Below are 21057 nucleotides of genomic sequence, written 5' to 3' on the forward strand. Positions count from 1 at the left end.
CCTGCGCTGGCTGCAGCGCACCGCCGGGACGCGGCCTGCACGCGCGCGTCCCCCGTTGGATTCCGGAGAGACCCGATGCGCTTGAACACGATCCTGGCGGGCATCGCCACCGCCTGCCTGTTGCTGGCCACCCCGGTGCTGGCCGCCCCGCCCACCCCGTGGAAGCGCGGCATCGAGAACCAGCGCCAGGCCGACCTCGGCAACGGCACCTTCCTCAACCCGGTGCTGGCCGGCGACCGCCCCGACCCGTCGGTGCTCAAGGACGGCCAGGACTACTACCTGACCCTGTCCTCGTTCGACGCCTACCCCGGCCTGCCGATCTGGCATTCGCGCGACCTGGTCAACTGGCAGCCGCTGGGCCATGCGATCACCCGCAACGTCGGCGCGATCTGGGCCCCGGACATCGTCAAGCACGGCAGCCGCTACTACATCTACTTCCCGGCCCGCACCGCTGAAAGCCGCAGCAACTTCGTGGTCTGGGCCGACAACATCCGCGGCCCGTGGAGCGCGCCGATCGACATCGGTCTGGGCGGCTACATCGATCCGGGCCATGCGGTCGGCGAAGACGGCAAACGCTATCTGTTCCTCAGCGGCGGGGCCTATGTGCAGCTGGCCGACGACGGCCTGAGCGTGGTCGGTACCCCCAAGCATGTCTACGACGGCTGGAAGTACCCGGAAAGCTGGGACGTGGAGGCTTACGCGCAGGAAGGCCCGAAGATCAACTTCCGCAACGGCTGGTACTACATGACCACCGCGGTGGGCGGTACCGCCGGCCCGCCCACCGGGCACATGGTGATCACCGCGCGCTCGCGTTCGATCCACGGCCCCTGGGTGAACGCCCCGAACAACCCGATCACCCGCACCCGCTCGGCAACCGAACCGTGGTGGTCGCGCGGGCATGCCACCGTGGTCGAAGGCACCGACGGCCGCTGGTGGATGATCTACCACGGCTACGAGAACGGTTACTGGACGCTGGGCCGCCAGGCCCTGCTGGAGCCGATCGAATGGACCGACGATGGCTGGTTCGTGGCCAAGGGCGGCGACCTGGGCCAGCCGCTGGCCAAACCCGCGGGCGCGTCGGTCGGCGCGCACGGCATGGCCCTGTCCGATGATTTCGCCGGCCCCACGCTGGGCGCGCAGTGGTCGTTCTTCAACCCCGGCCAGGACGAGTACCGGCGGCTGGACTTCAGCGGCGACGGGCTGGTGCTGCAGGGCAAGGGCGACACCCCTCGCGACGCCTCGCCGCTGACCGCCATCGCCGGCGACCAGGCCTACCAGTTCGAGGTGCAGATGGAGATCGCCCCCGGCGCGGTGGGCGGGGCGCTGCTGTTCTACAGCGACCGCCTGTACGTGGGCCTGGGCAGCAATGGCGAGAAGACCATCATGCACCGCTATGGCGAGGAGCGCCCCACCCGGCTGGCGCCCAGCGCCAGCGGTGGCACGCTGTGGCTGCGGGTGACCAACAACCGCCACATCGTCACCCTGCACACCAGCAGCGATGGCCAGACCTGGCAGAAGTACCCGGTTCAGATGGAAGTCTCGGGCTACCATCACAATGTGGCCGGGAAGTTCCTTGCCCTCAAGCCGGCCCTGTACGCGGCCGGCACCGGCACGGTACGTTTCCGCAACTTCCGCTACCGCGCCCTCGACTGAGCGGCCCGGTAGACTCTTCCGACTCATCCCGGTTCGAACGACATGTCATTGCGCAGCAAATCCGATCCGATGCCTCCGCATGGATTGACCAAGGGCAAGGCCGCCACGATCAACGACATCGCGCGGTTGTCCGGGGTATCCAAGAAGACCGTCTCGCGGATCATCAACAACTCCCCGCTGGTGCGCAAGGACACGCGCGAGAAGGTCGAAGCACTGATGCGCGAGGTGGGTTATACGCCCGATCCGCTGGCCCGCGGGCTGGCGTTCCGGCGCTCGTTCCTGATCGGGATGGTCTACGACAACCCCACCGCCCAGTACATCGTGGACATGCAGTACGGCGCGCTGGATGCGCTGCGCGGCTCCAGTTTCGAGCTGGTGGTGCATCCCTGCGATTCGCGCAGCCCCGGCTATATCGAGGGCGTGCGCCGCTTCGTGCAGCAGCAGAAGCTGCACGGGGTGATCCTGGTTCCGCGCGCCTCGGAGGACCAGGCGCTGGTGGACATGCTCGACGAGATCGGCTGCCGCTTCACCCGGATCGCCGCGCTGCCGCTGGATGACACCTCGCAGATGGTGGTCACCCACGACCGCGACGGTGCCGCCGAAGCGGCCGACTACCTGCTGTCGCTGGGCCACCGCGATATCGCCCTGGTCACCGGGCCCAGCGCCTACCGCTCGGCGCACGAGCGCACCGCCGGCTTCATCGACGCCCTGGCCCAGCGCGGCATCGAACTGCCGCCGGCGCGCATCGTCGAGGCCGGATACACCTTTGAATCGGGCGTGGCCGCCGCCGAGAAGCTGCTGCTAGGCAAGCAGCGCCCGACCGCGATCTTCACCGGCAACGATGAAATGGCCGCCGGCATCTACAAGGTGGCCCTGCGCGCTGGCATCAACATCCCACGCCAGCTGTCGATCATCGGCTACGACGACAGCCCGCTGGCCTCGCGCCTGTGGCCGTCGCTGACCTCGGTGCGCCGGCATACCCGCGACACCGGCCGCACCGCGGCGGCCATGCTGATCCAGCCCGACGGCCAGGCGGTGATGCAGATCGCCAGCGTGCGCCCGCACCTGATCGTGCGCGACTCCTGCCAACCGCCCGAGGATTGACGCCCCGGGCGTCAATCCTCGGTAGGTCACGACCGTTGGTCATGACGCTTCTTCGGTCGTCCCCCTTGTTCTGGTGTCGCCTCCCCCGGTCGTGCCGCCTTCCGTCCTGACCCGCCCCCGGACCACCCTGCCTATCGTGCGCTGCAAAATGACACCGGTTACCAAGCGGGCTACAATCCGCTTCAATCGCGCCGGGGCCGCCCCATCGCCCCACCCCTGCTCTGGAGACGCCATGTACTGCAAGACCCACTACGCCACCCATCCCGATGCCATCAAGGGCGCCAGCAATGACGACCTGCGCGAGCTGTACCTGCTCGACGGCCTGTTCAACGCCGATGCGGTGACGCTGAAGTACACCCACTACGAACGCTTCGTGCTCGGGGGCGCGGCCCCGGTCAACGGCCCGTTGTCGCTCCCGAAGCAGACCGAGCCGGCCTCGGCCGCCGGCCATCCGTTCCTGGAACGCCGCGAGCTGGGCATCATCAACGTCGGCGCCGGCAGCGGCACCGTCACCGTCGACGGCACCGTGTTCACGCTGGGCCCGAAGGATGGCCTGTACGTCGCCATGGGCAGCGTGGAGGTCGTGTTCGCTTCCGATGACGCGGCCACCCCGGCCCAGTTCTACCTGGCTTCGACCCCGGCGCATGCGCGCTTTGAAACCAAGCAGCTGTCGATCAAGGACGCCGTCGCCCTGGACCGTGGCGCGCTGGAAACCAGCAACGAGCGCACCATCTACCAGTACATCGTGCCGGCTACCTGCCAGTCCTCGCAGCTGCTGCTGGGCCTGACCGTGCTCAAGCCGGGCAGCGTCTGGAACACCATGCCGCCGCACCTGCACGACCGCCGCAGCGAGGTCTATTTCTACTTCGACCTTGGCGCCAACGACCGCGTGTACCACTTCATGGGCGAACCGGACGCGCAGCGCCACATCGTCATCCAGAACAACGAAGCCGTCGTGTCGCCGCCGTGGTCGATCCACATGGGCGCCGGCACCAGCAACTACGCCTTCATCTGGGCGATGGGCGGCGAAAACCTGGATTACACCGACATGCACGTGCTGGACATCTGCCAGCTCAAGTGACCCCGACGCGCCGCCGGCATCGCGCCGGCGGCGTCTGTTACGCATTGGACAAGGACCACATACGCAATGGCTAATCCGTTCAGTCTGGAAGGCAAGGTCGCCCTGGTCACCGGGGGCAATACCGGCCTGGGGCAGGGCATCGCCGTGGCATTGGCGCAGGCCGGTGCCGACGTCGCCGTGGCCGGCATCCAGCCGCCCACCGAGACCATCGCCGCCATCACCGCGCTGGGCCGTCGCTGCCTGGCCATCGAAGCCAACCTGATCAGCATCGAGCCGGTGGAGCGGGTCATCCGCGAAACCATCGACGGCCTGGGCGGCCTGGACATCCTGGTCAACAACGCCGGCCTGATCCGCCGCGCCGACGCGGTGGACTTCAGCGAGCAGGACTGGGACGACGTGATGAACGTCAACATCAAGTCCGCGTTCTTCATCTCCCAGGCCGCCGGCCGGCATTTCATCGCCCAGGGCCGCGGCAAGATCATCAACATCGCCTCGATGCTGTCCTTCCAGGGCGGTATCCGCGTGCCGTCCTACACCGCCAGCAAGAGCGGCATCGCCGGCATCACCCGCCTGCTGGCCAACGAGTGGGCCAGCAAGGGCATCAACGTCAACGCGATCGCCCCGGGCTACATGGCCACCGACAACACCGCCGCGCTGCGTGCCGACCAGGACCGCAACAAGTCCATCCTCGACCGCATCCCGGCGGCCCGCTGGGGCACCCCCGAAGACCTGGGCGGCACGGCGGTGTTCCTGGCATCCAGCGCATCGGACTACGTCAACGGCGCGGTACTGCCGGTCGATGGCGGTTGGCTGGCGCGGTAACGCCATCGCTGCGCGCTGGCGCTCCCACGGTTTGCGCTGCAGACCGTGGGGCCCGCGCGACCTTTACCTGCAAACCCCCACCGCTTCGCGATCGCCCCCTGGCACAGGGGGCTTTCCCCCAGATGCACCCCGGTAGTGCCGGCCGCTGGCCGGCAGCTCTCCACCCAGGAGCACGACCATGCTGCGTTTGCTGCTGTCCCTGTCCCTGCTGATTGCAGCACCCAGCGCGCTCTGCGCCCCGCATCGCGTTTTCATCGCCGGCGACTCCACCGCCGCCGAGTACGGCCCTGAGCGCGCACCGCAGGCCGGCTGGGGCCAGGCGCTGCAGAGCTATCTCGATCCGGCCACGTGGGAAGTCCGCAACCACGCCAAGGGCGGCCGCAGCACGCGCAGCTTCATCGAAGAAAAACGCCTGGACGCGATCGCCGCCGAACTCCGGCGCGGCGATGTCCTGCTGATCCAGTTCGGCCACAACGACGCCAAGCGCGAAGACCCGACGCGCTACACCGAACCGGCCACCGCCTATCCACAGTACCTGCTGCGCTATGTGCAGCTGGCCCGCGACAAGGGCGCCACGCCGGTACTGGTCACCCCGGTGGCCCGGCTGCTGTATGACTTCGGTTCGCTGCTGGACACGCACGCGCTGTACACCCAGGCGATGAAGCAGCTGGCCCAGCGCGAACAGGTCGCGCTGATCGACCTCAACGACAGTTCCACGCGCTGGATCCGCGCCCTGGGCGAGCAGGGCGCCAAGCCCTATTTCCTGTTCGTGCCTGAGCAGAACAAGGCCGACGGCACGCACTTCAGCGTGGCCGGTGCGACGGCGGTGGCGTGCCTGGTGATGCGCGATTGGGTCGCGCTGACGCCTGACCTCAGGCAGGCGCTGAAACGCGACATCGATTGCGAGGTACGCAACGCAGGGCAGGGCGATGGGCCGGGCAAACCTTCGCAGGTGGTCCACGAACGCGATATCGCCGTGTCTCAACCCGGCCCGCATGGCGGCGCGGGCCCGACCACCGCCTATCCGTTCTTCGCGCAGGACGCCGACCTGCCGTTCGTGCTGCGCAAGCGCGTATTGCACAAGGGCGCCGGCATCGGCCTGCACCCGCAGCACAAGGACGAGATCTATTACATCGTCAGCGGGCGGGGCAGCTATGTGCTGGATGGCAAGCAGTACGACGTCGCCGCCGGCGACGCACTACTCACCCGCACCGGCAGTTCGCATGCGTTGCAGCAGGTAGGCGTTGAGGACCTGGTCGTGCTGCTCGCCTACCCGCGCTAGGCATCACGCGCCGGCTGCGGCGGGCTCCGGCCCGAAATGCAGCAGCCCCAGCCTGGCCAGGTCCTCCGGCCGTGCGTCGTAGGCATCCTCGAACGCCCCCAGCGCCCGCTCCTCGTCGTCCGTCATCGCGCCATACAGGTCGGTCAGCCGGGTGATCGACGGATCGTCCTCCAACCGATCCAGCTGCCTGCGCATGCCCGCCAGCGCCGCATGTGTCTGCACCGCGCCGATGTCCCGCAGCGCCTGCAGCGCCAGCTGGCAGGTCCGGTCGCCCCAGTTGCACAGGAACTGCATGAAGCCCCCGTTGTTGATGTCCGCCTCCATCCGCCACAGCGCCACCAGCTGCTGGTCCTGCGGCGACAGCGCCGCCAGGTTCCAATCCAGTGCATGCAGCCGTTTCACCGCATTGTCGTAGCGCGCGTCCCACAGCAGGTCCAGCGCGTAGACCACACCGGCCTCCTCCGCCGGCAGCAGCGCGGGCCAGTTGGCACCGAAGCCGGTGTCGGTCGGCACCCATTGCGCGCGCTGCGCGCTGGATGCCCTCTGCAGGTGGGGATGGCGGTTCAACGATTCGCTGAGCTGCATGCCGTTGACCAGCTGCAGGTGGACGTGGGTGGCGTCGACGTGCAGCGTATCGATGCGCAGCAGGGACAGCGGCATGTGGTCCAACCTTGCGGAATGCGAGGCTGTGAACATAGCAAAAAGGCGCCGCACTGTTGGTGCGACGCCTTCGATGATTCACGGCGCTCCTGCGCTAGTCACACATCGCCGCCGTCTGCCCAGCCTTCGCCGGTGCCCTTGTGGAACACGCGGTCGCCGTCCTGCACCTGGCCGGCTGGCAGATGTTCCTGCGTTTCCAGCGCGGCATAGATCGGGGTGAAGTCCGGTGCGGTGGCCTGCATCAGCTGCTCGTAGCTGTCGATCACGAAGTAGGTCTTCTGGAAGGTGTCGATGCGGTAGCGGGTGCGCATGATCCGCTCCAGGTCGAAGTCGATCCGGTTCGGCGCGGCCGATTCCAGCGAGTACAGCGATTCGCCCTTGGACGAAACGATGCCGGCGCCGTAGATGCGCAGGCCTTCATCGGTATTGATCAGGCCGAATTCCACCGTGTACCAGTACAGCCGGGTCAGGTGCTGCAGCGCCTCCGGGCCGATCGCATGCGCCTTGACGCCGCCGCGGCCGTAGGCGGCCATGTAGTCGGCGAACACCGGGTTCATCAGCAGCGGGACGTGGCCGAACAGGTCGTGGAACATGTCCGGCTCGGCGATGTAGTCGATCTGGTCCGGGCGGCGGATCCACCAGGTGACCGGGAAGCGCCGGTTGGCCAGGTGGTCGAAGAAGTCCAGTTCCGGCAGCAGGCCCTCCACCCCGACCAGGGTCCAGCCGGTGGCCGCGCCCAGCACCTCGTTGAGCTGGTCGAAGCGCGGAATCATCTGCGCGTTCATGCCCATCTCGTCCTGCGCCTGCAGGAACTCCCGGCTGGCCCGGCCTTCCAGCAGCGCGCGCTGGCGCTGGTACAGCGTGCTCCAGGTGGCATGGTCGTCGGCGCTGTAGCTGTCCCAGGGCTGTTCCACCACCGCGGTGGTGTACACCGGCACGTATCCCTTGTCGGTCTGCTGGTGTTCGACGCGGCGGGGGGCGGTGGCGGTTTCCATCGTGGCGGTCTCCTGGGAAGTCATCTGTCGATGCTAGGGCAGGGCGCACGCAAGAGGTTTGCAAAGTTGCGCGGATATGCGCTTCTGGCGCAAGATCATTGCGTCCACCTAATGTTGCGGGGCAGCAATGGCCGGAGATACCCAGTTCGACCGCACGGATCTGCGCCTGCTGGCGGAAATCCAGCAGCATGGCCGCGCCACCAATGCCGAGTTGGCTAGCCGGGTGAACCTGTCCCCGTCGGCCTGCCTGCGCCGCGTGCAACGGCTGGAAAGCGAAGGGGTGATCGCCGGTTACGGCGCGCGGTTGGAACCACGCCAGATCGGGCTGGGCCTGCAGGCCTTCGTCCGCGTGCAGCTGGAAAAGCACGACCAGCACGCCATCGGCGTGTTCGCCCAGAGCGTGGTGGCATGGGATGAAGTGGTGGCCTGCCATGCGCTGACCGGCGACATGGACTACCTGCTGCAGATCTACGTGCGCGACCTGGAACACTTCTCGCGCTTCCTGCTCGACAAGCTGCTCAACGCCGCCGGCGTGGCCGACGTCAATTCCAGCTTCGTGCTGCGCACGGTGAAGGAATTCCGCGCGCTGCCGCTGTCGCAGCTGGAATGAGCTTGACGTGATCGGCTCCATTCCAGGTTGCGGGCTTCGGCAGTATCGGCATCTGCGACGCCGATCGTGGGTAGTCCAGGCCATGATCGACTAGAGTTGTGCGCACCACGCATCATCGGAGGATGCCCCCGCATGGCGTTACCTGCACACAGCCTGCTCATCGCGGTACTGCTGCCGCTGGCCGCCTGTGCGCGGCAGCCGGAACCCAAGCCGGTGGAGCGTACCCAGACCAATGAGCAGGGCTGCATCCGCCAGCGCAGCATCGGCCCGCAGGATCCGTTCGCCGACCCCGCGCCGCTCAAGCAGGCCTGCCTGGGGCCGCATCTGCTGGAGATCCCGCAGAACTACTTCTACAACCAGATCGGCACCGAGCACGACGGCAGCTTTGCGCTGGCGTTGGAGTACCCGTCGCTGCAACCGTTCAAGCCGGGTGAGCGGATGAATCTGAAAGTAGATGTGTCCGTGCGTACGGTTACGGTGGACTACACCTACATTGACCGAATAGACGTCCGCGAGGTGCTACGCCGCACATATACACCCATGGAGTACTTGCGGGGTGATCCTGAAGAGGCGCTGGAGTCGCGAATTCAAGGAAAAGCCGTGGGTGGGCTGACCCCCTACCATGTGGACATGGACAAAGTTCGTTCGCACTATCACACGAAGGGATTTCGGGAAAACGCGCCTGTGATGAACATAAATTGGCACACTGATTGGTTCATTGCCCGCGACGAAAAAGGTGAGGTGAGCACTGTAATCAAATGCACGCCAGATGAGATTACCGCGTCGGGTGTTGAGTATCGCGATGGAAAAATGGTCAAGAGCAAGGGCATCGGTGTTGCGCGATGTGATCACACCTTCATGATTGCTGATCTGGATACCATCATTAGGATCAAGTATCCCAGAGAGGGCAGGTCACAGTGGCGGCGGATTGAGCAACGTGCTCGACAGTTGTTGGCCGACTCCTTCATCAAACCCGGCAAGCAGGCCTAACCATGGCAGGCCTCAACCAACAAGATATGAATATTCTTGCGGACTACGCCAGAGCTGGTAACCGCGAGCTGTACTTCAATTATCTCGCTCAGAAGGATGGCAGCGATGGGTACGGTTTGCTGGCTTTAGGTGTCGTCCGTAATGACAACGCACCTGGCGCGACCGCCAATCACTTCGCGCAGGATCAAGCTCGTAAGGATGGACTTGCCTACGGTGAGCGGGACTGGCAGGAGTTTGGAGTTGAGCTGATGAGAAATGACGTCGCATTACGTCAGGCTCAATTTGCGGCAAGGCGTCCGGATCTGGCTCTTAACCTGCCGGTAAAGGACGTCCAGACGGCACACGATGTAGCTTTCGACGGCCGCAATATCAACCCCGACGCCTGGACGCCACGCCAGCTGCTCGAAGCCGCCCGTCGCCATGGCGGCGAGCCCGAGGCGGAAAAAGTCTGGTCGATGATGCTGGACAACCAGTTGCTGGGGCTCGCCCGTGGCGCAAGCACCACCGAGAACCTCGCCTACCGCTACAACGATGAAAAACTGGACGCCACCGCATATGTGGCGGCGATGGGCCTGGCCCGGACCAACGCAGGCCTGTTTCCCACGCCCAATTCCGATCCGGACACGATCGACCGCGACGGCAAGACCTACAGTTTCCACGCCGAGTCCGGTACGTGGCGCGGGCCGGCACCGATCGAGTCGCGCATACCGATCAAGGTGCCGGTGACCGACCCGGCGCTGGTCGACGCGCTCAATGACAGCCGCGCGCTGCGCCAGGAGCGCGAGCAGCTGCGCACGCAGTTCCACCCGGACGACCCGTACCGCGACCGTCCGATCCAGGCCAGCCCGTGGCTGTTCACCGACGCCGGCCCTGCGCAGGAAGGCTCGAACCAGGCATTGCAGGCCCGCGCCGCAGCGCCAATAGATCCGACCCAGGCCGGGCATCCACGGCACGCGCTGTACCAGCAGTGCGTCGAGGGCGTGCACGTGCTGGATGCACGCCTGGGCCGGGCACCGGACGCGCACAGCGCCTGCATGGCCGCCAGCCTGACCACGCTGGCCGCCAGCAGCGGCCTGGAGCGCGTGGACCATGTGCTGTTGAGCGTGCAGGGCAGCGACACCGCGCCCGGCCAGCGGGTATTCGTGGTGCAGGGCGATCCGGGCGACCCGGCGCATCAGCGCGCACACATGCCGACCGAACAGGCGTCCGCCACGCCGCCGGAGCAGTCCTTCCAGCAACTGCTGGTTGTGGATCAGCAGCGCGCGCGCGAGCAGGCCCAGCAGCTGCAGCGCGAGCAGGACAACGCTGTGCGCGCCGCGCCGTCGATGCACATCTGAGGATGCCGGGGCAGGGCCGACCGAGTGTCGGCGCTACCCGGCGCTCAACCCTCGCACTTCTCCTTGCGGCCCATCAGCCTGCCCACCCGCGACGGCGCTTCGCACTTGGGTTTGGGCGGCGGGGCCAGGGCGGCGGCGCGGGCCCGCTGCAACTGCTGCACCTTGGCGCGGATCTGCGGCATCACCACCATCGCGGCCTTCTCGCCTTCCAGGATGGCGTTGTTGCGCTGGCTGAAATCGGCCGCGCCGATGTCCAGCACCTTGGGCCGGACGATGATGTCCGCGCGCGCCAGTTCCTGCTCGCCCAGGCGCTGGCCCATGATCGAGATCGACTGGTTGACGATGCCCAGCATGCCGGTCGGTGCCTTGCCGCTGGCCTTGCTGGAGATGTCCACGGCGATCACGAAGTCGGCGCCGAGCTGGCGTGCGGCGTCCACCGGCACCGGGCTGACCACGCCGCCGTCGATATAGTTGCCCTTGCCGATCTTCACCGGCTCGAACACGCCGGGGATGCTGCTGGATGCACGCACCGCCTGGCCGGCATTGCCGCGCACGAAGATCGCGCGGTCGCCGGTTTCCAGCTGGGTGGCCACTGCGGCGAACGGCTTGCTGAACTTCTCGATCGGGCGGTTGCCGACCTGCGCATTGACGTAGTCCTGCAGCTTCTGGCCCTGGACCAGGCCGCCGGAGAACAGGCGCACGTCGCGGATGCTGGCTTCGTCCAGGGCGACCGCCTTGGACTGCATCTGGAAGGCATCCATGCCACTGGCATACAGCGCCCCGACTACGCTGCCGGCGCTGGTGCCGGACACCACCACCGGCTCGAAGCCGTTGGCCTCGAGCATCTTGATCACGCCGATATGGGCAAAGCCCTTGGCCGCGCCGCCGCCCAGGGCGATGCCGATCCTGACCGGCTTGGCCTGCGCCACCGGGGTGGCCGCCGGCGGCGGGGTCGGGCGGACCGGGTCGCCGCCGCAGCCGGCCAGCAGGCCGAGCAGGGCAACGGACAGCGTCAGGCGGGTACGGCGCAGTGGTTTCATCAGGGTGTCTGCAGGTGAATGGGCATCGAAGGGCGCCAGCATACCGAAGCGGCCGCAGGGCAGGGCGGGGCGGGGCGATCGATGTTCAGCCGCTGGGCCGGCGGCGCTCGAAACCGGGAAGCGCGTCCCACCGTGCCTGGCCGAAGTCTGCTAATGAATGACCGCAATTTGCGGCCATGTTGTTGTACTGCAACAATTGTCTGGTAGCGCCGGTCCACCACCCCTCCCAACACAGCCTAATCGCCATGTTCCCGAACCGCACTGCCCACGGCCGGTTTCCGTCCGTGCACCCGCTCGTCATCGCCCTCGCCGCTCTGCTGCCGCTGACGGCCGCAGCCCAGGACGCCCCGGCCGCCAAGGATCCGGTTGCCCTGGACACCCTGCAGGTAACGGCACAGCGCCGTGTAGAAAACGCCAAGGACGTACCGGTATCGATCTCGGCCATCCAGGGCGAAAAGCTCGATGTGCTCGGTTCGGCCGGCGACGACATCCGCTTCCTGTCCGCGCGCGTGCCCAGCCTGAACATCGAATCGTCCTACGGTCGTGCCTTCCCGCGCTTCTACATCCGCGGCCTGGGCAATACCGACTTCGATCTCAATGCATCGCAGCCGGTCTCGCTGGTGTATGACGATGTGGTGCAGGAAAGCCCGCTGCTGAAGGGCTTCCCGCTGTTCGACCTGGCCGGCGTGGAAGTGCTGCGCGGCCCGCAGGGCACCCTGTTCGGGCGCAACACCCCGGCCGGCGTGGTCAAGTTCGATTCGGCGCGTCCCTCGCAGGATGCCGACGGTTACATCAAGGTCGCCTACGGCAGCTACGACACCTGGAACACCCAGGCCGCCTACGGTGGCCCACTGACCGACCGCTGGTCGGCACGCGTGTCGGCGCTGTACCAGCGCCGCGACAACTGGGTCACCAATACCCGCGCCAATGCGCCGGCCCAGGGTTTTGAGGGCTATGACGAAGCGGCCGGGCGCGTGCAGTTCCTGTACGAAGGCGACGACTTCGAAGCCCTGTTCAACCTGCACAAGCGCAAGCTCAACGGCACCGCGCGTCTGTTCCGCGCCAACATCCTCAAGCCGGGCACCAACCAGCTGGTCGAGAACTTCGACCGCGACGAGGTTTCGGTCGACGGCCAGAACTTCTCCGAGCTGGAAACCTGGGGCGGCAGCGCGCGCCTGCAGTGGAACCTGGGCCGGGTCACCCTGCACTCGATCACCGGCTATGAAACCGCCGAATCGCTCAACCATGGCGACATCGACGGCGGCTACGGCGCCAGCTTCCTGGGCGCCGGCAACTCCGGCCCGGGTTTCATCCCGTTCGCCTCCGAGTCGGCCGACGGCCTGCCGCACCATCGCCAGTGGACCCAGGAATTCCGCGTGGAATCCAACGAATGGGGCCGTTTCGACTGGCAGGCCGGGGTGTTCTACTTCGATGAAGACGTCACCATCGACAGCTTCAACTACGACTCGCTGACCCCGGGCAACCCGCAGACCGGCCATGCGGTCCAGCAGCAGCGCAACAAGGCCTGGGCCGCGTTCGCCTCCGGCGATTTCGACGTGACCGAACGCTTCAAGCTGCGCGGTGGCGTGCGTTACACCCAGGACAAGAAGGACTTCAGCGCCAGCGTGCTGCAGGCGGTGCCGTTCGGTACCCCGGTCAGCGGTCCGTACGTGGCCAAGACCGATGTCAACGACGTCAGCTGGGACCTGAGCGGTGTGTACCAGATCACCGACAACCTCAACGCGTACGCGCGCGTGGCCAAGGGCTTCCGCGCCCCGTCGATCCAGGGCCGGCTGGCCTTCGGTGGCGTATCGCAGGCCGATTCGGAGAAGGTGATCTCCTATGAGGCCGGCATCAAGGCGGACCTGTTCGACCGTCGCGCACGCCTGGGCTTCAACGTGTTCCGCTACAACGTCGACGGCCAGCAGCTGATCGCGGTGGGGGGCAGCAACAACACCGCCACCCTGCTCAACGCCGACAAGAGCATCGGCCAGGGCGCCGAGCTGGACTTCGAGGCCTACCTGACCGACCACGTGCTGCTGACCCTGGGCAGCAGCTACAACGACACCGAGATCAAGGACAAGGATCTGGCGGTGGCGATCTGTGGCGGCGGCTGCACCATCACCGACCCGACCACGGTGATCGATGGGGCCACCTATGCGCTGGTCAACGGCAATGCGCTGCCGCAGGCGCCCAAGTGGATCCACAACCTGACCCTGCGTGCCGGCTTCCCGGTCACCGACGGCAGCGAGCTGTACGTGTACACCGACTGGGCCTATCGCAGTGCAGTCAACTTCTTCCTGTACGAATCGCCGGAGTTCCGCAGCCGTTCGTCGCTGGAAGGCGGCCTGCGGCTGGGCTACAACTGGGATTACGGCCAGTACGATGTGGCCGTGTACGGGCGCAACCTGACCGACCAGGTGCGGGTGGTCGGTGCGATCGACTTCAACAACCTGACCGGCTTCCTCAACGAGCCGCGTACGTTCGGGGTGGAGTTCACCGCCAAGTTCTGATGCATGTCATGCGGTAGGCACCCACCGTTGGTGGGTGCACGGAACCCACATGGAACGGCGCGGAGAAATCCGCGCCGTTCCTATATATGCCTCCATCGTGGCGCCGGCCTCTGCCCGGCTGCCGTCGCCGCTGTATCGGTAATGCCGGCCGCTGGCATGCTCCTCACGATACCGGTCAACAGGATGCAGAGCCGGCCAGCGGCCGGCACTGCCGCGCCACGCTCGGCTTACAGCGCGCTCGCCGGACGCACCTTCAATACCGCTTCTTCGGCCGCGCAGTCGCGGCTGGAATGCCGCCCGGCCTTGCGTGCCGCGGCGATTTCCCTGCGCGCGGCCAGCAGGTCCTTGTTGAAGGCGGCATTGTCATGCAACCGCGCCACGGCGGCCGCGCCCATGAAGCGGCCTTCGAGGATGTCGCTCTGCCAGTGCACATTGCAGACCAGGCGACTTTCGCCGTAGTTGCGGCCGCGTGCCTGGATCGCGTCGGCGCGGTCGGGGGCGATTTCGGCCAGGATCAGCGCCCAGGCCCAGCCGATCGAGGTGTGGCCGGAGGGGTAGGAGCCGTTGCCGCGCAGCTCCTGCTCGTCTTCCGGCGAGCAGGTCGGTTCGCCGTTGACCATGAACGGACGCGCGCGCTGGTAGTGCTTCTTGGCGGTGCGCGTGGCCGCGCTGGCATCGGCCCGGCTGCGTTCGAGCAGGCGGTACAGCGCCGGCGTCTGCACCGCGTCCACGTCCACGTCGATCGCGCAGGAAAACTGGTTGGCGCCGGCCGGGAAGCCCAGTTCGGCGTCCCGGTGCGCCTGGGCGAAACGCGGGCTGCCGCGCAGGCTGCGGGCTTCACGGCTGACCTGCTCGTCCAGCGCGAAGCCGGCCGATTCGGCCGCTGGCGGGGCCGGTACCAGGACCAGGCTGGCCGGCACGGCGTCGGCGGCCAGATAACCGACCGCCTTGGCGGTGACCGAAGCTTCCACCGCCGTGGCAGGCGGAGCGGCCGCCGTGGAGCAACCGGCCAGGGCCGCCAGCAGGGCGGCGCTCAACAACGGGCGCAGGGCGTCAGGGGCGGTGAAGGACGGCATCGGCGGCTCTCTGGACGGAAAAACCGATGATCGCAGCTTCCCGGGGACCGGCGGTGGCCGTTGGTCATGTGGCCATATCCGGCATGGTGCGACGCAAAAGGCACGCTTGGTGGCCAAAACCATCTACTGGTTCACGGAATGCAATGTACAACCGACATAGCTTCTGTGCAGGCGCGGCTTCCTGTCATGGGGATGGGGAAGGATGTCATCCACGGCTATGCGGCAGCGCCGGTCATCAGGGGGATCACCTGCAATGGAGACAGCGGATGCGAAGCAATGCGGGAAGGACGGGCCGGGGTCTGGCCCTGGGCGTGATGATGCTGGCGTGTGGAAGCGCGCACGCCGCCGACGTGGTGGGGGTGGCGTTCGTGCACGGCACCGGCAAACAGACCGATGCACGTACCGACTACTGGCAACCGGGGATCATCGATACGGTGCGCGCCGGCTTGCCCAACAGCAGCAACTACACGGTCATCAACTGCGATTTCGAGCAGTACATGTGGAAGCCGGAGACCGCCGGCTGCCTGGCCGGGCAGTTGACCGGTTTCATCGACAGCCGTGGCATCACCAAACTGGTGGTGATCACCCATTCCAACGGCGGCAACGTGCTGCGCTGGATCCTGTCCAATCCCACCTATGACAGCCGTTATCCGCGGTTGATCCAGACCATCAGCAAGGTCACCGCGCTGGCCCCGTCCTCGGCCGGCACGCCGCTGGCCGATGCGGCGCTCAACGGCAATGCCTTCGAATCTTCGGTGGGCTGGCTGCTGGGCTACAAGAGCGATGCAGTGCGCCAGCAGCAGGTGGGGCACATGGCTACCTACAACGCGCAGAACCTGTACGGCACGGTGGGGCGCCCGGCTTTGCCGCGGCCGTTCCGCGTGGTGGTCGGTTCGGACGTGGAATCGGCGGTGTGGGACAGCAACAGCTACTGCGGCGGCTATGCGCAGAACGTCGGCCTGGAGTTCACCCAGAACTGGTTGGACAGCTGCTCGGACGGTTTCCTGGAGTGCAGCAGCCAGAAGGCGGCCGGCACCCTGTGGTTCACCGACAAGGCGCGCACCAAGGGCGCCGAACCGCTCAGCCACAACCAGAGCCGGCGCGAATGCTTCGGCCTGGGCACGCTCCTGCGCAACGACCTGACCCTGTGAGGAACACGCCATGACTTCAAGACTGACGATTGCGGTGGCCGTGGCCACCGCCGTGATGGCGCTTCCGCTGCAGGCTGCGCAGCCGTTGCTGTCGGCCCGCGCCACCGACCAGGTGGCGCCGCGGGTGGAACGCGCACCGCTGCCGGCCACGCCCGGTGAACGGGCGCCGTTGAGTTTCGCCTGGGCGCTGGACCCGGACCAGGCCCTGGCGGCACCGGCCCCGCAGGCGGCCATCAGCCGCAGCTACTGGGACACCGTGGACGCGGCCACCCTGCAGCGCGGCATGGACCTGCCGCTGACCGCCCCCGATGCGGTGATCCAGGTCAGCCCGGTGCAGGGCGCCCGGGCGCTGTCCCCGCAACAGTGGCAGGTGCGCGACCCGGCCGGCGCGCTGGCGGTGGACAAAGTGGTGGATGCCCAGCAGCTGCGTGCGGCCGGGATGACGGTCGGGCCGGGCACGGCGATGGTGCGTACCGGGGCGGCGGCGACGGCCGGTACCTACCGGCTGCAAAGCACGCAGGCACAGGGCCGTTATGTGGTGCAGGTGCTGGAGCCCAACAGCTCGATCGCATTGCGCCTGCAGGCCGACCGCCAGCAGGTACTGGCCGGTGGCAGCGTGGTGCTGCAGGCCCGCCTGCAGGACGACGGCGGCCGCGCGGCGCTGGCGGCGGGCCGATCGGTGGCGCGTGCGTTGCCGGCCGGCGGCGAGGCGCTGCTGGTGGCCCCGGACGGCCGCAGCTGGCCGGTACCGCTGGTGGCCGGCAAGGACGGGTTGCGCGCGCAGGTGGCCATTCCCACCGATGTCGGCACGGTGCAGGGCCTGTGGGAACTGCAGGCCTTCGTCAGTGCCAACGGCGTGCAGCGCGATGCCAAGGTGGCCTTCGCGGTGGCCCGGCCGACCGCCCGCCTGGCTGGCCAGGCCGAGGTCGATGCGGCCAGCCGCACGGTCCGCCTGCCGCTGCAGATCGGCGCGGCCGGGCGTTATGAAGTGCGTGGCACGCTGTATGCCACCGGCCCGGACGGCCGGCTGCGGCCGGTGGCCCAGGCGCACAGCGCGGCGTGGTTCGAGCGTGCCGGCGCCGGTGAACTGCCGCTGCGGTTCGCCGGCGTGGCACTGCCGCGCGGCTATGCCGCACCGTTCGAGCTGCGCGACCTGCAACTGCAGGACCAGAGCCGGATGGCGCCGATCGAATCGCGTGCGCTGGCGCTGACGTTCTGAGCCAGGCAGGGGCGGAGGCCATGGCCTCCGTCCCTGCGCGTTGCCTAGCCGGCGAAGGCGCTCAGGCGCCCGTCCTGTTCCAGCACCTGGATCGGCCCGCCGAACACCTCCGACAGCGGCCCATCGCGCAGCAGCTCGGCGCGGCTACCATCGGCGACGATCTTTCCGGCGCGCAGCAGCACCACCCGCTCGATCTCCGGAATGATCTCCTCGATGTGGTGGGTGACCAGCACCAAGGTGATGCCCTGGGCGGCCAGCGCACGCATGGTGGCGATCAGGTGCTGGCGTGCGACCAGGTCCAGCCCGGTGGAAGGTTCATCCAGCAGCAGTGCCTGTGGGCGGTTGACCAGGGCGCGGGCGATCAGCACGCGGCGGGTCTCGCCGGCCGACAGCTCGGCATAGCCACGCGACAGCAGCGGCAGGGCGCCGGTCATGGCCAGGGTTTCACGTACCCGCGCGCGCATGTCCGCGGTCACTTCGCGGAAGGCCGGCACCACGAAGCTGGCGAAGAAGCCCGACAGCACCGCCTCTTCCACGGTCAGCCCGGGCATGTCGGCCAGGTTGCTGCTGAGGTCGCCGGTGACGATGCCCAGCTGCGCGCGCAGCCGGTCCACCTGCCAGCGGTTCTGCCCGAGCACGCGCACCGCCACGCTGCCGTCGGCATGCGCCAGCGGATAGAGCTCACGGGTGATCAGCTTGATGAAGGAGGATTTGCCGCAGCCATTGGGCCCCAGCAGCGCGGTGTGCTGGCCCTGGGCGATGCGCAGGCTGAGGTTGTGCAGGACCCGCACCTGGCCGCGGATGACGCAGGCGCGGTCGAGCTCGATCAGGGGAGCGGTGGCGGCCGTGGCCGGCAGGGAGGCGGCAACTGTCATGAATGCGGTGGCATGCTCACGAAGGGGGGAATCAACTGAACGACCTGGCAAAAATCGCACCAGATGGGTGAAGTTTGCAACGTCAGGCCTCATCATGGCCCCAGGTGTTCCTGTTTCCTTGCTGGCCGACCACGGCCCGGAGTCCTGCGATGTTCGATACGCTCCTCAACTTCCTGTCCGGTGGTGTTGTCGGCCTCGGCTGGTGGGGCATGGCGCTGGTGCTGCTGGTGTTCACCCAGGCCACCATCTTCGCCGTCACCTTGTACCTGCATCGCAGCCAGGCACACCGCGGGGTGGATTTCCATCCGGTGATCGCGCACTTCTTCCGCTTCTGGACCTGGCTGACCACCTCGATGATCACCAAGGAGTGGGTGGCGATCCATCGCAAGCACCACGCCAAGGTGGAAACCGACGAAGACCCGCACAGCCCGGTCACCAAGGGCATCGGCATGGTGTTCTGGCGCGGCGTGGAGCTGTACCGCGAAGCCCGCGCGATGCGTGCGGACATCGAGCAGTACGGCCGCGGCGCCCCGGACGACTGGATCGAGCGGCACCTGTACACCCCGCACGCCAACCTCGGCCCGGTCGCGCTGCTGGCCATCAACAGCGTGCTGTTCGGCCTGCCCGGCGTGGCCCTGTGGGCGATCCAGATGGCGTGGATCCCGTTCTGGGCGGCTGGTGTCATCAATGGCCTGGGCCACTGGTGGGGCTACCGCAACTTCGAGTCGGCCGACACCTCCACCAACCTGACCCCGTGGGCGTTCTGGGTGGGCGGTGAAGAACTGCACAACAACCACCACGCCTTCCCGAGTTCGGCGCGGTTCTCGATGCGCCGCTGGGAGTTCGACATCGGTTGGGCGGCCATCCGCGGCCTGCAGGCGCTGCGCCTGGCCAAGGTGCTGCGCGTGGCGCCGAGCATGGACGTGCGCCCGAACATCGCCGTGCCCGATGCCGAAACCCTCAAGGCGTTGCTGTCGCACCGCTTCCAGGCGATGACCGACTACCAGCGCAATGTGTTCGTGCCGGCCCTGCGCGAAGAGGCCGCGATGGCCGGCGCCAAGCTGCGCAAGCTGCTGCCGCGGCGGATGCGCCGTGGCCTGGTCAACGACGGCCGCTGGCTCCAGCCCGATTGCCGCGCCCAGCTCAGCACCTGGGTGGAACAGCGCCCGCGCATCCGCGTGCTGGTCGAACACCGCGCGCGCCTGGCCGCGCTGCTGGAGGCCCGCGGCAACGATGCCGCCGAACGCCTGAAGCTGCTCCAGGCCTGGTGCCACGAGGCCGAAGCCAGCGGCATCGCCGCGCTGCAGGCCTACGCTGCACGCCTCAAGGGCTACGCACTGACGGCGCACTGAGCGGTGCGCCGGCAAGCGGCCAACGCCTCCGGAAAACGCCGCCTTGCGCGGCGTTTTTCCTGCCTGGTCCTGCTGCTCGTCGGCACTGTCGCGCAGGCCCAGGTGGCCGACACCGGCAGCTACCTGCAGCGCATGGACAGCGACGGCGATGGCCGGGTCAGCGTGGAGGAATACCTGCAGTGGATGCTGTACGCGTTCGAGCGCATGGACCGTAATGGCGATGGCGTGCTCAGCGCCGATGAACTGCCCGGCGGCAAGGGCCCGGCGATCACCCGCGAACAGCAGCGGCAGACCCTGACCCAGCGGTTCCACAAGCAGGATGCCAACGGCGATGGGTATCTGAGCGCGAAGGAACTGGCGGCACCGCCGCGCTGAGTTCCTCGTCTGGACGTGCAGCGGGGCCGAGCCCCGCTCTACCGCAGTTCATCAGGCGACGCCTTAGAATCCCCCCATGCCCGAACTCCCCGAAGTAGAAACCACCCGCCGTGGCCTGGCCCCGCACCTGGAAGGCCGCCGCGTGCATGGCGTGATCCTGCGCCGGCCGGACCTGCGCTGGCCGATTCCCGATGAGATCGGCGCGCTGCTGCCCGGCCAGGCGATTCAGGGCGTGCGCCGCCGCGCCAAGTACCTGCTGCTGGATACCGCCATCGGCAGTGCACTGCTGCACCTGGGCATGTCCGGCAGCCTGCGGGTATTGCCTGGCGATACCCCGGTACGCGCCCACGACCACGTCGACATCAGCCTGGACAACGGCCGCCTGCTGCGCTTCAACGATCCGCGCCGGTTCGGCAGCCTGCTCTGGCAGCCGGCCGGGGAAACCCATGAGCTGCTGGCCGGGCTGGGCCCGGAGCCGCTGGATGACGATTTCGACGGCGACTACCTGTTCGCCCGCAGCCGCGGCCGCAGCGCCTCGGTGAAGACCTTCCTGATGGACCAGGGCATCGTGGTCGGGGTGGGCAACATCTATGCGGCCGAAAGCCTGTTCATGGCCGGGATCAACCCGCTGCGCGAGGCCGGCAGGATCTCGCGTGGGCGGTACCTGCGGCTGGCCGCGGCGGTGAAGCAGATCCTCGGCCACGCCATCACCCGCGGCGGCACCACCCTGCGCGATTTCATCAGTCCCGACGGGGCGCCGGGCTACTTCGAGCAGGAACTGCTGGTCTACGGGCGTGAAGACCAGCCCTGCCGGCAATGCGGCCGGCCACTGCGGCACGCCACCATCGGCCAGCGTGCCAGCGTCTGGTGCGGGCACTGCCAGCGCTGAACCGTCGCACGCCCGTCGCCCTGCCGGCGGTAT

19 protein-coding genes are annotated in these 21057 nt (G+C 67.5%); 14 read left to right on the forward strand and 5 right to left on the reverse strand.

Annotated elements, in window-relative coordinates; genetic code table 11:
* The first annotated feature begins 75 nt into the window (after positions 1-75).
* From AC3ITM_RS00295 to AC3ITM_RS00315, 5 genes are all read left to right on the forward strand, one after another.
* A complete protein-coding gene (locus tag AC3ITM_RS00295; RefSeq protein WP_489267482.1) occupies positions 76-1653 on the forward strand; it encodes a family 43 glycosylhydrolase in 1578 nt (525 codons plus the stop codon).
* Positions 1654-1695: 42 nt separating this feature from the next.
* The gene (locus tag AC3ITM_RS00300) at positions 1696-2757 is read left to right on the forward strand and encodes a LacI family DNA-binding transcriptional regulator (protein WP_489267484.1); all 1062 of its coding nucleotides are present in this window, start codon (positions 1696-1698) and stop codon (positions 2755-2757) included.
* Positions 2758-2989: 232 nt separating this feature from the next.
* On the forward strand, positions 2990-3838 hold the full coding sequence (kduI, locus tag AC3ITM_RS00305; protein WP_489267486.1) for a 5-dehydro-4-deoxy-D-glucuronate isomerase: 849 nt from the start codon (positions 2990-2992) through the stop codon (positions 3836-3838).
* A gap of 66 nt (positions 3839-3904) precedes the next feature.
* Positions 3905-4660 carry a 2-dehydro-3-deoxy-D-gluconate 5-dehydrogenase KduD gene (gene kduD, locus AC3ITM_RS00310; protein WP_228884785.1) on the forward strand — a complete coding sequence of 252 codons (756 nt, stop codon included), beginning with the start codon at positions 3905-3907 and terminating at the stop codon, positions 4658-4660.
* A gap of 178 nt (positions 4661-4838) precedes the next feature.
* Positions 4839-5942: a GDSL-type esterase/lipase family protein gene (locus AC3ITM_RS00315; RefSeq protein ID WP_489267488.1), complete on the forward strand. Its 1104-nt coding sequence runs from the start codon at positions 4839-4841 to the stop codon at positions 5940-5942.
* A gap of 3 nt (positions 5943-5945) precedes the next feature.
* On the opposite strand, the gene AC3ITM_RS00320 is transcribed toward AC3ITM_RS00315, so the two are convergent.
* Positions 5946-6602: a DMP19 family protein gene (locus tag AC3ITM_RS00320; RefSeq protein WP_489267490.1), complete on the reverse strand. Its 657-nt coding sequence runs from the start codon at positions 6600-6602 to the stop codon at positions 5946-5948.
* 98 nt (positions 6603-6700) lie between these two features.
* The gene (gene phhA / locus AC3ITM_RS00325) at positions 6701-7597 is read right to left on the reverse strand and encodes a phenylalanine 4-monooxygenase (RefSeq protein ID WP_489270144.1); all 897 of its coding nucleotides are present in this window, start codon (positions 7595-7597) and stop codon (positions 6701-6703) included.
* 127 nt (positions 7598-7724) lie between these two features.
* Between phhA and AC3ITM_RS00330 the strand changes: the two genes are divergently transcribed.
* The 3 genes from AC3ITM_RS00330 to AC3ITM_RS00340 all read left to right on the forward strand — a co-directional run bounded on the left by AC3ITM_RS00330 (position 7725) and on the right by AC3ITM_RS00340 (position 10534).
* The gene (locus AC3ITM_RS00330; RefSeq protein ID WP_489267492.1) at positions 7725-8207 is read left to right on the forward strand and encodes an Lrp/AsnC family transcriptional regulator; all 483 of its coding nucleotides are present in this window, start codon (positions 7725-7727) and stop codon (positions 8205-8207) included.
* Between the two features lie 132 nt (positions 8208-8339).
* Positions 8340-9197 (forward strand): hypothetical protein, encoded by an 858-nt coding sequence (locus AC3ITM_RS00335; protein ID WP_489267494.1) that lies wholly within the window; start codon positions 8340-8342, stop codon positions 9195-9197.
* Positions 9198-9199: 2 nt separating this feature from the next.
* Positions 9200-10534: an XVIPCD domain-containing protein gene (locus tag AC3ITM_RS00340; protein WP_489267496.1), complete on the forward strand. Its 1335-nt coding sequence runs from the start codon at positions 9200-9202 to the stop codon at positions 10532-10534.
* Positions 10535-10578: 44 nt separating this feature from the next.
* Here the strand turns inward: AC3ITM_RS00340 and AC3ITM_RS00345 are convergent, their stop codons facing one another.
* Positions 10579-11574, reverse strand: a complete 996-nt coding sequence (locus tag AC3ITM_RS00345; RefSeq protein ID WP_489267498.1) for a patatin-like phospholipase family protein — start codon at positions 11572-11574, stop codon at positions 10579-10581.
* Positions 11575-11819: 245 nt separating this feature from the next.
* Between AC3ITM_RS00345 and AC3ITM_RS00350 the strand changes: the two genes are divergently transcribed.
* The gene (locus tag AC3ITM_RS00350; protein ID WP_489267500.1) at positions 11820-14087 is read left to right on the forward strand and encodes a TonB-dependent receptor; all 2268 of its coding nucleotides are present in this window, start codon (positions 11820-11822) and stop codon (positions 14085-14087) included.
* A gap of 227 nt (positions 14088-14314) precedes the next feature.
* Here AC3ITM_RS00350 and AC3ITM_RS00355 read toward each other — a convergent pair whose 3' ends face one another.
* Positions 14315-15163 carry an acid phosphatase gene (locus AC3ITM_RS00355; protein ID WP_489267502.1) on the reverse strand — a complete coding sequence of 283 codons (849 nt, stop codon included), beginning with the start codon at positions 15161-15163 and terminating at the stop codon, positions 14315-14317.
* A 266-nt stretch (positions 15164-15429) separates the two neighbouring features.
* Here AC3ITM_RS00355 and AC3ITM_RS00360 point away from each other — a divergent pair, with 266 nt between their 5' ends.
* Positions 15430-16314 (forward strand): hypothetical protein, encoded by an 885-nt coding sequence (locus tag AC3ITM_RS00360; RefSeq protein ID WP_489267504.1) that lies wholly within the window; start codon positions 15430-15432, stop codon positions 16312-16314.
* A 10-nt stretch (positions 16315-16324) separates the two neighbouring features.
* Positions 16325-17533 (forward strand): DUF4785 domain-containing protein, encoded by a 1209-nt coding sequence (locus tag AC3ITM_RS00365; RefSeq protein WP_489267506.1) that lies wholly within the window; start codon positions 16325-16327, stop codon positions 17531-17533.
* A 44-nt stretch (positions 17534-17577) separates the two neighbouring features.
* Here the strand turns inward: AC3ITM_RS00365 and AC3ITM_RS00370 are convergent, their stop codons facing one another.
* On the reverse strand, positions 17578-18408 hold the full coding sequence (locus AC3ITM_RS00370) for an ABC transporter ATP-binding protein (protein ID WP_489267508.1): 831 nt from the start codon (positions 18406-18408) through the stop codon (positions 17578-17580).
* A 149-nt stretch (positions 18409-18557) separates the two neighbouring features.
* Here AC3ITM_RS00370 and AC3ITM_RS00375 point away from each other — a divergent pair, with 149 nt between their 5' ends.
* The 3 genes from AC3ITM_RS00375 (at position 18558) to mutM (ending at position 21024) form a co-directional block, all read left to right on the forward strand.
* Positions 18558-19760 carry a DesA family fatty acid desaturase gene (locus AC3ITM_RS00375; RefSeq protein ID WP_228884773.1) on the forward strand — a complete coding sequence of 401 codons (1203 nt, stop codon included), beginning with the start codon at positions 18558-18560 and terminating at the stop codon, positions 19758-19760.
* A 63-nt stretch (positions 19761-19823) separates the two neighbouring features.
* Positions 19824-20135, forward strand: coding sequence for an EF-hand domain-containing protein (locus AC3ITM_RS00380; RefSeq protein WP_228884898.1), 312 nt, complete (start codon positions 19824-19826; stop codon positions 20133-20135).
* A 76-nt stretch (positions 20136-20211) separates the two neighbouring features.
* Positions 20212-21024, forward strand: coding sequence for a bifunctional DNA-formamidopyrimidine glycosylase/DNA-(apurinic or apyrimidinic site) lyase (gene mutM / locus AC3ITM_RS00385; RefSeq protein ID WP_489267510.1), 813 nt, complete (start codon positions 20212-20214; stop codon positions 21022-21024).
* Positions 21025-21057: the final 33 nt, after the last annotated feature.

The organism is Stenotrophomonas sp. KH_029 (assembly GCF_057839765.1).

Coding starts and splice junctions, on each gene's coding strand:
- AC3ITM_RS00295 (WP_489267482.1), top strand. CDS start 76: ATGCGCTTGAACACGATCCTGGCGGGCATCGCCACCGCCTGCCTGTTG.
- AC3ITM_RS00300 (WP_489267484.1), top strand. CDS start 1,696: ATGTCATTGCGCAGCAAATCCGATCCGATGCCTCCGCATGGATTGACC.
- kduI (WP_489267486.1), top strand. CDS start 2,990: ATGTACTGCAAGACCCACTACGCCACCCATCCCGATGCCATCAAGGGC.
- kduD (WP_228884785.1), top strand. CDS start 3,905: ATGGCTAATCCGTTCAGTCTGGAAGGCAAGGTCGCCCTGGTCACCGGG.
- AC3ITM_RS00315 (WP_489267488.1), top strand. CDS start 4,839: ATGCTGCGTTTGCTGCTGTCCCTGTCCCTGCTGATTGCAGCACCCAGC.
- AC3ITM_RS00320 (WP_489267490.1), bottom strand. CDS start 6,602: ATGCCGCTGTCCCTGCTGCGCATCGATACGCTGCACGTCGACGCCACC.
- phhA (WP_489270144.1), bottom strand. CDS start 7,597: ATGGAAACCGCCACCGCCCCCCGCCGCGTCGAACACCAGCAGACCGAC.
- AC3ITM_RS00330 (WP_489267492.1), top strand. CDS start 7,725: ATGGCCGGAGATACCCAGTTCGACCGCACGGATCTGCGCCTGCTGGCG.
- AC3ITM_RS00335 (WP_489267494.1), top strand. CDS start 8,340: ATGGCGTTACCTGCACACAGCCTGCTCATCGCGGTACTGCTGCCGCTG.
- AC3ITM_RS00340 (WP_489267496.1), top strand. CDS start 9,200: ATGGCAGGCCTCAACCAACAAGATATGAATATTCTTGCGGACTACGCC.
- AC3ITM_RS00345 (WP_489267498.1), bottom strand. CDS start 11,574: ATGAAACCACTGCGCCGTACCCGCCTGACGCTGTCCGTTGCCCTGCTC.
- AC3ITM_RS00350 (WP_489267500.1), top strand. CDS start 11,820: ATGTTCCCGAACCGCACTGCCCACGGCCGGTTTCCGTCCGTGCACCCG.
- AC3ITM_RS00355 (WP_489267502.1), bottom strand. CDS start 15,163: ATGCCGTCCTTCACCGCCCCTGACGCCCTGCGCCCGTTGTTGAGCGCC.
- AC3ITM_RS00360 (WP_489267504.1), top strand. CDS start 15,430: ATGCGAAGCAATGCGGGAAGGACGGGCCGGGGTCTGGCCCTGGGCGTG.
- AC3ITM_RS00365 (WP_489267506.1), top strand. CDS start 16,325: ATGACTTCAAGACTGACGATTGCGGTGGCCGTGGCCACCGCCGTGATG.
- AC3ITM_RS00370 (WP_489267508.1), bottom strand. CDS start 18,408: ATGACAGTTGCCGCCTCCCTGCCGGCCACGGCCGCCACCGCTCCCCTG.
- AC3ITM_RS00375 (WP_228884773.1), top strand. CDS start 18,558: ATGTTCGATACGCTCCTCAACTTCCTGTCCGGTGGTGTTGTCGGCCTC.
- mutM (WP_489267510.1), top strand. CDS start 20,212: ATGCCCGAACTCCCCGAAGTAGAAACCACCCGCCGTGGCCTGGCCCCG.